This window comes from Blautia sp. 2227st1_G12_2227SCRN_220401 (genome assembly GCF_039062885.1).
Taxonomy (GTDB): Bacteria; Bacillota; Clostridia; order Lachnospirales; family Lachnospiraceae; genus Blautia_A; species Blautia_A fusiformis.
The window spans coordinates 28401-42161 of record NZ_JBCLNI010000004.1 but is presented as its reverse complement, the minus strand read 5'-3'; the positions used below and the strand labels follow the sequence as shown (position 1 = coordinate 42161).

Here is a 13761-nt window from a genome sequence, read left to right as displayed (position 1 = left end):
TCCAAAGATTCTGCCACGATTTTTTTATGATCTCTAAAAAACCTGTAAAAACTCTATTTATACTTTCTTTTTTTATCATATATACAGCAAAAGTGACAAAATAAAGACCGCAGAGCTTCATAAAACCTGAACAATACTTTCAGATATAAAAATAAGCATCTGCCACCGGAATCCTTCCGGCAATTGCAGATGCTATATGTATGTATATCTTTTTATTCACTGCGAAGGGCATCGATCGGATTAAGATTAGCTGCCTTTACAGATGGGAGAAGTCCGAAGATCAGACCGATCAGCATGGAAAATACCACAGAACCGATAATTGCCGGAACGCTGATGGCTGTTGGTGCTCCTGACACCTGAGACACCACTTTTGACAGGATGATCCCAAGGACCACACCAATGATTCCTCCAATACTGGTCAGCACCGAAGCTTCCGTCAGAAACTGTCCCAGGATCACTTTTTTTCTTGCTCCGATAGCTTTTTTCAGTCCGATCTCGCTGGTACGTTCTGTGACAGATACAAGCATGATATTCATAACACCGATACCACCAACAAGCAGGGAGATACTTGCAATCCAGATCAGCTGCTGATTGGTACTTTCGCTGAGCTTCTGGAGATTCTTGACCTTCTCCATAATGTCTTCCGCTTTATATTTAAAGTTCGATTTGTTTTTTTCATTCTGGATCCCTGTATTCAGAATATCCTCTGCTGCTTTTCCTACAGAACTCATATTATCTGTGCTGTCTGCACGGACTGTCACATTTTGCGGCTGATCAAATTTAAATGCAACAGGCCAGGTAGTATCCGGGATCATCACGCTTCCCATGATCGTCTGCGAATATTCCTCGTACTCAGAAATCGTATTGATCTTCGGCATGCTGTCCTCACTCTGAGTGATCACACCTACAATGATATACGGTTCTGATCCCACCTCAATGGTTTTCCCTACCGGGCTCTCACTTCCGAAAATATTCTGTGCAGCATTGGAATCCACAAGAGCAACCTTTCGGTAGCTGTCATAATCTTTTTGTACAAATCCCCGCCCGGACTGGACCAGGTATCCCCTCGTTTTCAGATAATTGCTGTCGATCCCGTACACGGTTCCGCCCTGAAAGCTTGTGTTTTTATAATAAACACTGGCAGACTGGCTGCTGTAATAAAATGTAGAACTGATCACATGATCCAAGTCTCCGATCGCCGTTTTCTGGGAATCAGAAATAACCGGCGGTTTGGCCGAGCTTCCGTAAGAACCATAATCCATATCGTATGTACTGTCTCCGTCATAGAGCATAACCTGTACGGTATTGTTTCCGGACCCGATCAGATCTTCCTTGATCTGCTCACTGGTACCTTTGATCGTAGATACAATTGCAATAATAGATGCAATACCAATAATAATACCCAGCATGGTCAGAAAGGATCTCATCTTATGTGACCATATTCCCTGAAAAGCCAGGCGTATATTTTCAAACATGAAATTTCTCCTTCCTGTTATTTATTCATTGTACATATCATCCAAAGTCACTTCTTTTGTCTTGGCTCCCTCCTTCACGGCATCACCATATGGGAAAGCAAGAAGATCATCGGATTTCAGACCTGAAGTTACAACTGCATAATATCCGCTGTTCACAATGCTTCCCACTGTGATCTGCTGCTTTTTCAGTGTTCCCTTCACGTCTTTGTATACATAGCTGGTTCCATTTTCCGTACGGATAAATGCCTTCATCACAACCATACTGCCTTCGGCAAGTTTATTTGACTTCAGAGATACCGTCACATAATCCTGGTCGGTAAACTGCAATGAACGATCTGTGATCTCTGCATTAAAGGTGTAATACGATACATTGGGATTAGAATCTCCACCATAATAAGCATTTGAAGAATCCACCGGGTAATCGGATACATTCAGTACCTTCGCCTCAAAGCTGCCGGAATTATAACTGGTACACTGAAGAAGTGTTCCCTCCTTCATCTGATCCAGCATCAGTTCGCTGACCGTTCCGGTAACATAAAAACCATCTTTGCTTTTTACTTTCAGAAAAGCATCTCCATTATAAGAACCTGTGACTTCATCTCCGATGTAAGCAACCGTTCCATCCAGTTTGCTTGTTATCAGCTTGTTTTTTATTTTGTTCTCCAGCTTAGTGATTTTCAGATTATTTTCCTCAATATCCAGTTTCAAACTTGCGATCTTGTTTTTCTGGATCTTGATCGCATCCTCTCTTGACATGGTTGTGCCATCAGTACCGTCATCTCCATCACCGCTGTCATCCGGTATCTCATTATCATTTTTGTCATATTTGGAAGCCTCGTCCAGTGTAAATTCTGTTTCCGCATACATATATACCGGATTTTCAAGAAGACTTCCATCGATCAGATAATATCCTGTACAGGAAAGTGTTCTGTCCTGAAAATCAGCAATGGTATCATTCTCATGAAACTCCAGCTGGAACCAGCTGCCGCCTTTCTGGACCACTTTGGTTCCATCCTCACTGTATCCCGCCATTCTGTTAAAGAAGGATCCCATCACCGTAACTTTGCCTTTGGCACTGCTTACAAGAAAAACATAGGGATCTTCTTCCGTACCGGTTCCTGTAAACGGCTGAGAAGTATAATCCAGCTTCTGATAAAATTCCGGTTCACCATCTGTGATCCCCGGAATTTCCGGTTCTGTTATATTGGGATCAGGAAGCTCATTGGGTCCCAGTGTGGGAGTCGGTGTCGGAGATACCGTTGGGGTGTCATCTTCTCCGGAACCCCAGTCCGTAGTCTCTCCGTCTGTAATATCATTGGCAGTAGGATCCTGGTAGGTCGGATCCATGATCAGATCCTCATCGGATGCAGTTGTATCCTCTTCCATATCCGCTGTGTCATCTCCGGTCATCTGCTCTGTTTCACTGTCCGTCGTTTCTCCGGACGGCATTTCTTCGGTAACTTTCTCTGCAGAATCTTCAAGATCTCCTTCTGTATCTGTAAGGGCACTGAGAAGTAATGGCCTGGAGGAAGCCGCTGCAAGATAGCTGCCATCTGCAGTAGCCGCGGAACCGGTAGTTGACTGCATATCCTCGTCTCCGTCACTTCCGGAAGGTGTATCCGTATTTGTCATTTCTCCGTCATTTCCTTTATCACCACCTGTAGGATTCAAGTCCGTACCATCAGTACTGTCTGTACCGTCTTCGATGGGACCTCCATTCTGAAGACTTGTCAGACGGTTCTGTGCTTTGGTCAGATCCTGCTCCTGCTTCTGCTGTTTCAGCTTTGCAATATTCAGCTCCATCTCTACAAGTGTCATATCAAAGGAGATCAGATTATCGCCTTTTTTTACATCATCACCCTGGGATACATATATTTTCTCGATGATCATATCTTTATCCATATTTACATTCTGAGAAACATTCGTGGTGATGGTTCCATCCAGTGTTGTCTCCGAATACCAGTCCGTCTGAAGATTGCTGACGCTGGTTACCGGCACCTCTGTTACCTTGGATTCTTTCACATGCATAAGCCCTGTGTAGATTCCTCCGGCTGCCAATGCCGCAACCAGTACACCAACGATCACTCTCTTCACCACTTTCATTCTATCACCTCTTTTCCTGCAGCTCACCGTCACGGATCATAACAACCCGTTTGGCATGTGCCGCAATCTCCGGGTCATGTGTGATCATCAGCACAGAAACTCCCTCATCGTTCAGCTTCTGAAACAGTTCCATAACCTGTGCTCCCGATTTCGTATCCAGTGCCCCGGTAGGCTCATCTGCCAGCAAAAGCTTGGGATTGTTTACGATCGCTCTTGCAATAGCCACTCTCTGCATCTGTCCTCCGGAAAGCTGGTTGGGCTTAAAATCCACCCTGTCGGCAAGGCCTACACGCTCCAAAGCTTTTCGTGCACGTTCCCGGCGCTCCTTTTTGGGAACCCTTGCATAATTCAGCGGCAGTTCCACATTTGTCAGCGCGCTCTGCCTTGGAAGGAGATGAAAGCTCTGAAATACAAATCCGATCGTTTTCAGACGGATATCTGACATCTCATTCTCTGTACATTTGGCAATATCTTCTCCATTCAGGAGAAAAGTTCCCTTGGTAGGTTTGTCCAGGCATCCGATAATATTCATCAGTGTAGTCTTTCCGGAACCGGAAGGTCCCATGATCGCCACATATTCTCCCTCCTCCATGGAAAAATCTACATCTTTTAATACAGGTACTGTCATTTTCCCCTGCTGATAATCCTTATATATTCCTTTTAAATCCAAAATCATTCTGTCGGCGCTCCTTCCATCGGAACAAGGTCATCTCCCGAAGAAATGTCGTCTGTCGCATCCATCATATCACTGTCTACAGCTCCATTTTCGATCATTTCGGGCTCTGAGCCATCACTTTCCGTGTATGCAGAATCATCAGAGCTTTCATCATCCTCGGAATCATCCCACATAGCCGCTGTAGTCTGATCTGCAGTACCTTCTGTGACAGACATATCTTCTTTCAGCTCATCTGTCGGAAATGCGATCTTATCTTTTTCAGAAAGTCCGTCTGCGATCTCATATTCCCCAAGATCTTCATCATACTGTCCTAATATGACCTCTCTCTTCTCCAGCTTGTTCTGACCGTTTGCGATCCAGACATATGGGCTGTCTGTATCCGCATCCACGATAAAATAATCGTTCAGCCAGATACCGGACTTCTTCTCATCCTGTCCTTCGTCCGGTTCAATATACACATGCTGCCCCAGCATCAGACCCTCAGATGAATCCAGATTCACATAAAACGGATAGGTACTGGATGATGTCTGATCATCACTGGCACTGGACATTCCGAACATTGCCATATCCGAACTGCTGTTGCTGGTAGAATTATCCAAGTCAACAGAGCCCATGGTGCCCTTCCAGGTTTTTGAAGAATCCACCCTGGAACGAATGATCACAGGAGTTCCCTCTATGATCGAATCACGGTTTATTTCATTTACCGTTCCCTTTACACGATAAGCACCTGTACTCAGGATCGTGATAAATGCATTGCCGGAGCTGTTTCCGGAACTGGAATCTGTGGAATCCGTCGTGCCTTCTGTCAGCGTATCCTCCACGCCCTCAGAATCATCACCGCCCATCTTGGAGGTATCGATCTTCTGGATCACTCCATCGATCTCACTGCGCACCTCGGTATTCTGCGTTGCCTGGGAAAGCTTATCGATCTCTGCCTGTTTGCTTTTCTGATCATATTCATTCTTCTTGAGATTCATTTTCTGTGTTTCGATCTCTATTGTATAGGAAAGCTGATTATCTGCTGTAGCTTTCTTTTTCTCAGCTTCCAGTGTAGTGATCTGATCAGATATACTTAACTGTTCGTTTTTCAGGCGGTCCAAGGCCAGCTGTGCTTCCTGAAGACTTTGCTGGATACTTCCAAGATCATACTGAAAAAGAAGCTGCCCTTTCTTTACTTCCTGACCGGTCTTTACCTGAACTTCTTTTACCTTTCGGCCACTTTCGATCTTTACCTGAACCGTTTCCTGCGGTTCCACAACACCTGCATATCGGTTTTCCACTCCGGAATCCATTTCCGAAAGCTTGCTTATCTTTGTTACATATACAATATCGCTGCCTCCTGCGGACCCTGCATGATGTGTATAATAATACCATCCACCGGCTCCGATACCGGCTGCAAGTACAAGGACTCCAAGTGCGATCAAAATACGTTTTTTCATATCTGTCCCCTTTTCTCAGCATCGTACTGAAACTATCTGTTGCTTCAAACATCATAGCAGATTCACTCTAAAAAGAAAAGTCCCTGAAGAAAACGATGCAGATTTCACAGATTTTTCATAAAAAAGTCTCCTTTTTCTCCATTTTTGCGATATTTTGACTTTCGGTACTTTATCTGCTAAAATGTTGTAATATAACTTTTTTGAAAGGAAAGAACAATATGAAGACAGTGAAACATCTGCTGGCTTTCTTGATGATCATTCTTCTCTCAGTTTTTTTATGTAGCTGCTCCCAGTCGGCCAAAGCTCATGCGGAGAAGGCGATCAAAAAAGATCTGGATCTTCTTAAAAATCTGGACTCTGAAACAACCATGCAGTACATATCCTATCAGGAACTGTTTCCGGATTCTGATGACAGCACAAAGCTTTCTGCTGACATAAAAGAAGTATTTTCTCTCTTCTTTCAGAATTTCGATTACAAAATCCTGGATATATCCGTTGATAGCGACGAAAAAAATGCTTCTGCGCAGCTTAAGCTTACTACTCTGGATGCTGAAGCTCTTGCCAGTGATTTTGTTTCTGCAAGCCTTCAGGAAGAAATACTGGAAACCGCCTCCGGTAAAGAAAATGATAACGGAAATTCCCTGGAGCAGCGTTATCTGCTCCTGTACAAGCTTCTCAAGAATAACACGTACAGTTCTGTAGAACGCAATACTTCCATCCAACTAAACAATCTTGGATCTTCTTCAGAACCTGACTGGGAGATTACGCACAGTTCCTCTCTCGAAAATGATCTGGTCGGTGGCCTTATCACCTATCTGTCCGATCCTGATCTTGTGCCGCCTGCCGAAACGCTTACCGTCTATCTGAAAACGCTTCAGGAAATGGATGTAAAGCAGATGGCTAATTATTTAGGGCTGGATTCCATTCTGAACACTTCAGATTCGGCAAAAAACGCCATTGCCTCTGCCCTTATGGAACAGTTTCACTCCTGTTTTAACTACAAAATATCAAGCACCTCTGTTTCCGGATATCTTGCTGAAGTGGACGCAGAGCTTACCACATTTGACAGTAATTCCATTCTTACACAGTACGAAAAAGAATTGAATACTTATCTGGCTTCTGCTGATGCAGTGATCGACGGTTCCCAGAAGCGTTACAACAAATCACATGAACTGCTTCTGGACAGTATCAGGAATAATCAGGCAACCATAACTGCCACTGCTACCTTCCATCTCACAAACGATGGTGCATCCTGGAAGCTTGAGAATGCAGGTACCGAACTAGGCAATGCCATCTTCGGAACTCTTACCGCTTCACCGGTTCCTGAAGATTCTACCGAAGATAACGAATAAAGAATAAAAGCTAGAAAACCCGTGAATATCTGCTTTCTCTGACAGGAAAGCGTGATCTTCACGGGTTTTTTATATTCTTCTTTTTTATATTCCGGATATGATCTTTATAAAAAGCAATGCAAGGACTATAAGAATAATAGGCCGTATGATCCGGCTTCCGTTTTTCATAACCATACCTGCACCGGTATAATGTCCTGCGATCGAGAACACTGACGCTGCAATTCCAAGCATGATCACAATCTTTCCGCTGAGCAGAAATACAACAAGAGCCGCTACATTAGAAGAGAGGTTGGTAACCTTCATGGTACCGGAAGCTTTTGCCACACTCATTTTTCCCAATCCTGTAAACAAAAGCAGGAGAAAAGTTCCTGTTCCTGGTCCATAAAATCCATCGTAGCATCCTACAGCAAGAGAGCATACGGCACAGAGCAGGATCTGTTTTTTTCTGGCGATCTCGCCACCCTTCTCATCCATATTTTTCTTGCGCAGCACATAAAAAGCAACCACCGGAAGAACCGGGATCAGCATATAACGCAGGAGCTTATCACTGGCTATAAGCGCAAGGTGAGCTCCTATGGAAGATCCCAGGAGTGCCATTGGAATACATGGAAGCACCAGGATCCAGTCCACAAATTTATTTTTGCACAGACGGACAGTTGAGATCAATGTTCCTGTTGCTGATGACAGCTTGTTGGTGGCAACAGCATTATGTACAGGAACTCCGGCCAAAAGATAAGCAGGCAGGGAGATCAGTCCTCCCCCGCCTGCTACAGCATCTACAAATCCGGCAAGAAATACAAGTGGACAAACGATCAGAAATGTATAGATTGTCGGCTGCATGATCTTTTATTCTTCCTCTTCTTTCTGCGGCTCAAGGTCAAGTCCCAGCTCATGAAGCTGTGCCTCACTTACCTGGCTAGGAGACTGAGTCATCAGACAGGAGGCATCCTTAACCTTCGGGAATGCAATAACATCACGGATCGTATCTGCCTTTGCCATAAGCATAACAAGTCTGTCAAGGCCATATGCAAGTCCTGCGTGTGGCGGAACTCCATATTTGAAGGCATCCAGAAGGAATCCGAACTGCTCATGTGCAGCTTCTTTTGTGAAGCCAAGTGCCTCAAACATTCTTTCCTGAATATCATCCTGATGGATACGCACGCTGCCGCCGCCGATCTCATTTCCGTTAAGAACGATGTCGTATGCTTTTGCACGAACCTTTCCCGGATCTGTATCAAGAAGCGGAAGATCCTCCTCCATAAGCATGGTGAACGGATGGTGCATTGCTGTAAAACGGTTCTCCTCCTCGCTCCACTCAAGAAGCGGGAACTCTGTTACCCATACGAAACGATACTCATTTTTATCTAAAAGATCCATCTGTTTTGCAAGCTCAAGACGGAGTGCTCCCAGTACATCGTATACCAATTTTGTCTTATCTGCTGCAAAAAGAAGAAGATCTCCCGGCTTGCCGTCCATAGCTTTTACAAGAGCATCCATCTCTTCATCTGTCATAAACTTGGCGAAAGAAGACTTTCTGGTTCCGTCCTCTGCAATGGCAATGTATGCAAGACCTTTTGCACCATAACCTTTTACGAACTCAACAAGCTTATCGATCTTCTTTCTCGGCATTGCGCCCTGACCTTCTGCATTGATACCACGAACACTTCCGCCGTTCTCAAGCGCACCTGTGAACACACCAAATCCGCAGTCTTTTACGATATCACTGACATCATGAAGTTCCATACCGAAACGCATATCCGGCTTGTCGGAACCAAAACGATCCATAGCTTCCTGCCAGGTAATTCTCTGGATCGGGAGTTTTACATCGATATCCAGAACTTCTTTGAACAGGAATGCAAGATATCTCTCGTTAACATCGATAACATCGTCTACATCAACAAAGGAAAGCTCCATATCGATCTGTGTGAACTCCGGCTGACGGTCAGCACGAAGATCCTCATCACGGAAACATCTTGCGATCTGGATATAACGATCAAATCCGGAGCACATCAGAAGCTGCTTGTACAGCTGCGGAGACTGTGGAAGGCCATAGAAGCTTCCCGGATGAACACGTGATGGTACCAGATAGTCTCTGGCTCCCTCAGGAGTACTCTTTCCAAGCATCGGTGTCTCGATCTCAAGAAATCCCTCTTCTGTAAAGAACTGTCTTGTAAGCTGGGCAACCTTGCTCTTCATCATGATATTTCTCTGAAGATCCGGTCTTCTTAAATCAAGATAACGATATTTAAGTCGGATCTCATCTTTTGTCTTGCTATTCTCCTCGATCGGGAATGGAGGAACATCTGCCTCAGCAAGAACACGGAGGGATTTTACACGAAGCTCGATCTCGCCAGTTGCAAGATTCTCGTTTACTGCTCCTCCACGTTTCTCTACGGTACCGGTTACAGCAATAACAAACTCACTACGCAGTTTACCTGCTTTTGTAAAGCCTTCCTCGTCAATGCTGCCATTCTCAAAAATCAGCTGCATGATCCCGGAACGGTCACGAAGATCCACAAATACAAGACCTCCTTTATTTCTGGCTTTTGCCACCCATCCCATTAATGTTACTTCTTTTCCAACCATCTCTGTGGTCACTTCTGCACATCGGCAAGTTCTGTGCAGTCCCTGCATGCTTTCAGCCATCTCTTTATCCTCCTCTGACTATTTTTTTCATAGTCGTTTTAATTTACTCTGCTATCTCCGTTTTCAGACGGGCAGTTTCAGTCTCTGTTGAAAAATTCTACATACTCTGTATAACCATCTGCTGCCAGCTGGTCTTTCTGGAATTTTTTGTTCTTTTTCATAATAGAGATATTGATCTGTGTACCTGCACTTCTTTCCTCAGTTGCCTGTTTCAGGATGTTCAGAAGCTTGTCTGCCGGCATGTTCTTCTCGATCAGATATGCTTTCTTGCCATTCTTGGTTGGAATCTCATAGCCTCTCTCAAGAAGCAGCATAACGATTCTCTCAAATCCAATGGAGAAACCACAAGCACAGGTATTATTTCCTGTAAATTTGCCGATCATCTCATCGTAACGTCCGCCTCCACCGACGCTTCCGCCGAACTCATCCATGGAAATCTCAAAGATCGGACCTGTGTAATAGGACATTCCACGTACCAGTGTAGGGTCAAAGGACATTTTGAAGTCTGCTGTTTTTACAGATTCTACAGTATTGATGATCGTTTCAAGATCCTCTGCAATACCTGCTTCCAGAACATCAGAAAGTTTTTCTTTAATATAACGAACACCCTCAACATCGTTGGTGATCTCACGGAAAAGTCCAAGATAGGTGTCAATGCTCTCTTTCTCAAAGCCCTCTTTCTCAAGCTCCTCTGCAACTCCCTCGATGCCGATCTTATCCATCTTGTCAAGAATAATAAAGACCGTATCAAAGCTCTCTGCCGGGAATCCACTGTACTGAGCCATTGCCTTCAGGATCCTTCTGTCATTGATACGGATCGTAAAGTTATGGAAATCCAGTTTTCCAAGAAGTGTTGTAGTTGCAAGTACAAGCTCGATCTCAGCAAGATAGGTCGGCTCACCCAGGATATCGATATCACACTGCATAAACTGACGGAAACGACCTCTCTGCGGACGGTCAGCTCTCCATACATTTCCCATCTGAAGTGCCTTAAACGGAGCCGGAAGCTCGTTTGCATTATTGGAATAATATCTGGAAAGCGGTACGGTCAGGTCATAGCGAAGTCCGGAATCTGTCAGATCATTCTCTGTTTTTGTAGTATCCAGTTTCAGTTTCTCGCCTCTCTTCATGATCTTGAAGATCAGCTTTTCATTTTCACCGCCCTGCTTGCTGCAGAGATTCTCAATATGTTCTACACAGGGAGTCTCAATTGCGGAAAAACCAAAGGTTCCGTACGTCTCTCTGATCATATTCATCACATAGTTACGGATTGCCATTTCCTTCGGTAAAATGTCCTTCATTCCTGTAACTGGTTTCTTTTTTAATGCCATAGTTTCCTCCTTTATGAATCACCCTCTGAAATGCAAGAAACACCTGCATGTCAAAGTTTTTAATCTCATCGATCATCAGTCTTAAAACTTCATCATTTTCCAGAGCTTTCCGATATGGTCTGTCCATACTCAAAGCCGCATATACATCACATACTCTCAGGATCCTTGCACCCATAGGGATATCCTTTCCGCTTCTGTTGCTGGGATAACCGCTGCCGTCAAAATTCTCATGATGATAAAGAATACTTTCCAGAACATAATCGGAATATCCCTGGTCTTTCAGGATCTCATAACCTAATGTGGAGTGCATGCGGACATACTTCAATTCTTCAATGACCATCGGATTCTGCTCTTGGCCATTAATGTATCCTTCCAGTTTCAGCTTGCCTATATCATGGAGCATTCCGGCAATAGCCAGCTGATAACATTCTTTCTCCCCAAGACCAAGCTCCTTTGCCACATCATAGGCAAGGTTACTGACAACAACCCCATGTTTCAGCTCTGCGGAAAGATCCATTTCCAGGATCCGGTCCTGCGTAGTTTCACTTATCTTCTGTACGCTTTTCAAGGATCCGTCTCTCCTTTCCGTCTACAGCCATTTTGCAATGCCCTCGCGTTTTCTCTCGATCATTTCATCGATACGTGTGATATAATTGACAACATCCTTCACATTCTCCACACGCTCAATGCGCTGTCCGTGATCAAACACAAGTTTGGAGGAACCACCTGCACCCAGTGCGATGATCGGCTGCTTTTCCTCCATAATCAGTATATTGTAAATCCCTGCTTTGTCAACCTCAGAATACCCGACGTTCTCAAAATTCCCCTTCATATTCTTCTGTCTGTACAGATAATAGGGACCCATTCCCATCTCGTAGGCCGTTTTCATAGTCAGATCCATGATCTCCTGATTGTTTTCAAAGGTCATCTCCTGGTATTTATCACGGAAAATATTCAGTCTTGCCGCACGCTTCACAGCAAGAGAATGTACGGTCAGGCTGTCCGGCCCGAGAGCTTTTACCTCGTCCAGTGTATGCTGCACTTTTGTGATATCTTCGCCGGGAAGACCCACGATCAGATCCATATTGATATTGTCGAATCCGGCTTTTCTTGCCAGATGAAACGCATTCTTTGTCTGTTCTACTGTATGACGTCTGCCAATGATATCCAGGGTTTCCTGATTCATGGTCTGTGGATTTACGGAAATCCTGGTAACCGGAAACTCCCGGATCGCCTGAAGCTTTTCCAAGGTTATACTGTCCGGTCTTCCTGCCTCAACCGTAAATTCTTCCAGCTCCTCACAGGGAAAATATTCCGTGATCGCGCCAAGAAGTCTCCGAAGCTGATCCGGCTCCAGTGTGGTCGGTGTTCCGCCGCCAATATAAACCGTATCCAGTTTCCGGTTCTTCATCATCTTGGAAACCGCCTGGATCTCTTTGATCAGTGCATCCAGATAGTCTTCTACGTATTTACGCCATCTCTCCAGGGGATAGGAACTGAACGAACAGTACAGACAGATACTTGGGCAAAAAGGGATTCCCACATAAAGGCTGTAACCGTTCTCATAGTCAATATTCTTCAGGATATCCCGCTCACGGTTGGCAATGGTAACTGCAAGCGCTGTTTTCTCCGGGCTTACCAGATACTGTTCTCTCATATATCTGGCGATCTCTGTATTCTTCATTCCGGACTCCAGCATTCCCATAGCCATTTTCACAGGACGGATGCCTGTAAGATTTCCCCAGGGAAGTGTCTTTCCTGTAGCTTTGGAAAGCATCTGATACAGAGCGTATTTGATCGCGTCTTTATTTTTTCTGCGGATATCATGGGCATCATTGCAAGAAATAAGGGCATCCGAAGCTTCTCCACTGGATTGCCCTTCTATCACAGCCCCATGAGCTGTTTCTTTCTCTATTCCGTTGTTGTAACTGATGGTATAACCTTCTTCATCACGTGAGACCCGGAAACGGATATCATAATCCGCATCATCCTCTTCATAAAAAGAAACGATCTCATTTCCGGGATAAAACGCTTTGATCAGTTCATACACATCATGCTCAAAATCTCTGTTCTGAAACAAAATGCCAATCTTATACAAATGGATTATACCTCTTTTCATAACCAATGGTTGTGGATGCGTCATGCCCCGGAAATACTTCTGTATCCTCTGGCAAAGTATCCACAAGCTTGTGAAGGCTTCTTACGATCTCAGCAGAACTTCCGCCAGGAAAATCGGTTCTTCCCACAGAGCCGTAAAACAATGTATCTCCGCTGAAAAGCACACCTTCGTCTTTGATATAATAGCAGCAGCTTCCTTTGGTATGTCCCGGTGTGTGGAACATCTGGATGGAAAATCCTGCCGCTTCGAAAATCTGCCCGTCATCCAGAAGAACATCCGGCTTAATTGAACAGGCACTTCCATAAACAGCAGTCATATTTATCGTGGGCTCTGCCAACATTGCTTCTTCCTGCCTGCATGCATAAACCGGGATCTGATATTTTTCCTTCACTTCCTTTACAGCCATGATGTGATCAAAATGACCATGTGTCAGAAGGATCCCCACCGGTTTTCCCTGCATAAGAGATACTTTCTGAAAAACTTTTTCTGCATAGTCTCCCGGGTCTACGATCAGCAGTTCTCCGGTCTCTTTATTTTTCAGAAAATAGCAGTTAGTAAACACCTGGCCCAGCACACACTGCTGCATTTCAAGTTTACTCATAAAAATTCCTCCGTTTATC

The 13761-nt window shown here is 44.5% G+C and carries 11 protein-coding genes; 1 reads left to right on the top strand and 10 read right to left on the bottom strand.

Translation table 11 applies throughout. The features are described 5' to 3' along the window. Positions 1-212: 212 nt before the first annotated feature. The 4 genes from ABCM67_RS02965 to ABCM67_RS02950 are packed head-to-tail and all read right to left on the bottom strand — an operon-like array spanning position 213 to position 5693. The gene (locus tag ABCM67_RS02965; RefSeq protein ID WP_147603075.1) at positions 213-1475 is read right to left on the bottom strand and encodes an ABC transporter permease; all 1263 of its coding nucleotides are present in this window, start codon (positions 1473-1475) and stop codon (positions 213-215) included. A 21-nt stretch (positions 1476-1496) separates the two neighbouring features. Beyond that, positions 1497-3578, bottom strand: coding sequence for a hypothetical protein (locus tag ABCM67_RS02960; protein ID WP_147603076.1), 2082 nt, complete (start codon positions 3576-3578; stop codon positions 1497-1499). 4 nt (positions 3579-3582) lie between these two features. After that, entirely contained in the window at positions 3583-4254 is a 672-nt protein-coding gene (locus ABCM67_RS02955) for an ABC transporter ATP-binding protein (RefSeq protein WP_015524653.1), read from the bottom strand. Further along, a complete protein-coding gene (locus ABCM67_RS02950) occupies positions 4251-5693 on the bottom strand; it encodes an efflux RND transporter periplasmic adaptor subunit (RefSeq protein ID WP_147603077.1) in 1443 nt (480 codons plus the stop codon). The genes ABCM67_RS02955 and ABCM67_RS02950 overlap by 4 nt, the downstream gene beginning before the upstream one ends. 218 nt (positions 5694-5911) lie before the next feature. On the opposite strand from ABCM67_RS02950, the gene ABCM67_RS02945 reads away from it, so the two are divergent. Then, complete coding sequence (locus ABCM67_RS02945; protein ID WP_021650385.1) at positions 5912-7045, top strand: hypothetical protein; 1134 nt, start codon at positions 5912-5914, stop codon at positions 7043-7045. 84 nt (positions 7046-7129) lie between these two features. Here the strand turns inward: ABCM67_RS02945 and ABCM67_RS02940 are convergent, their stop codons facing one another. The 6 genes from ABCM67_RS02940 to ABCM67_RS02915 all read right to left on the bottom strand — a co-directional run bounded on the left by ABCM67_RS02940 (position 7130) and on the right by ABCM67_RS02915 (position 13742). Beyond that, a complete protein-coding gene (locus tag ABCM67_RS02940; RefSeq protein WP_021650384.1) occupies positions 7130-7885 on the bottom strand; it encodes a TSUP family transporter in 756 nt (251 codons plus the stop codon). A 6-nt stretch (positions 7886-7891) separates the two neighbouring features. Further along, a complete protein-coding gene (gene aspS / locus ABCM67_RS02935) occupies positions 7892-9691 on the bottom strand; it encodes an aspartate--tRNA ligase (protein ID WP_015524642.1) in 1800 nt (599 codons plus the stop codon). Positions 9692-9768: 77 nt separating this feature from the next. Beyond that, on the bottom strand, positions 9769-11022 hold the full coding sequence (gene hisS, locus ABCM67_RS02930) for a histidine--tRNA ligase (protein WP_342992477.1): 1254 nt from the start codon (positions 11020-11022) through the stop codon (positions 9769-9771). Next, positions 10955-11590 (bottom strand): HD domain-containing phosphohydrolase, encoded by a 636-nt coding sequence (locus tag ABCM67_RS02925; RefSeq protein WP_227588522.1) that lies wholly within the window; start codon positions 11588-11590, stop codon positions 10955-10957. Before ABCM67_RS02925 ends, hisS begins: the two co-directional genes overlap by 68 nt. A 21-nt stretch (positions 11591-11611) precedes the next feature. Then, a complete protein-coding gene (gene hemZ, locus ABCM67_RS02920; protein ID WP_342992476.1) occupies positions 11612-13141 on the bottom strand; it encodes a coproporphyrinogen dehydrogenase HemZ in 1530 nt (509 codons plus the stop codon). Then, positions 13113-13742 carry an MBL fold metallo-hydrolase gene (locus ABCM67_RS02915; protein ID WP_303005637.1) on the bottom strand — a complete coding sequence of 210 codons (630 nt, stop codon included), beginning with the start codon at positions 13740-13742 and terminating at the stop codon, positions 13113-13115. Before ABCM67_RS02915 ends, hemZ begins: the two co-directional genes overlap by 29 nt. Between the last annotated feature and the right edge of the window lie 19 nt (positions 13743-13761).

What these genes read in the sequence shown, in the direction of transcription:
- hemZ (WP_342992476.1), bottom strand. Translation starts at nt 13,141, where the DNA reads ATGAAAAGAGGTATAATCCATTTGTATAAGATTGGCATTTTGTTTCAG.
- ABCM67_RS02960 (WP_147603076.1), bottom strand. Translation starts at nt 3,578, where the DNA reads ATGAAAGTGGTGAAGAGAGTGATCGTTGGTGTACTGGTTGCGGCATTG.
- ABCM67_RS02955 (WP_015524653.1), bottom strand. Translation starts at nt 4,254, where the DNA reads ATGATTTTGGATTTAAAAGGAATATATAAGGATTATCAGCAGGGGAAA.
- hisS (WP_342992477.1), bottom strand. Translation starts at nt 11,022, where the DNA reads ATGGCATTAAAAAAGAAACCAGTTACAGGAATGAAGGACATTTTACCG.
- ABCM67_RS02965 (WP_147603075.1), bottom strand. Translation starts at nt 1,475, where the DNA reads ATGTTTGAAAATATACGCCTGGCTTTTCAGGGAATATGGTCACATAAG.
- ABCM67_RS02915 (WP_303005637.1), bottom strand. Translation starts at nt 13,742, where the DNA reads ATGAGTAAACTTGAAATGCAGCAGTGTGTGCTGGGCCAGGTGTTTACT.
- ABCM67_RS02945 (WP_021650385.1), top strand. Translation starts at nt 5,912, where the DNA reads ATGAAGACAGTGAAACATCTGCTGGCTTTCTTGATGATCATTCTTCTC.
- ABCM67_RS02940 (WP_021650384.1), bottom strand. Translation starts at nt 7,885, where the DNA reads ATGCAGCCGACAATCTATACATTTCTGATCGTTTGTCCACTTGTATTT.
- ABCM67_RS02950 (WP_147603077.1), bottom strand. Translation starts at nt 5,693, where the DNA reads ATGAAAAAACGTATTTTGATCGCACTTGGAGTCCTTGTACTTGCAGCC.
- aspS (WP_015524642.1), bottom strand. Translation starts at nt 9,691, where the DNA reads ATGGCTGAAAGCATGCAGGGACTGCACAGAACTTGCCGATGTGCAGAA.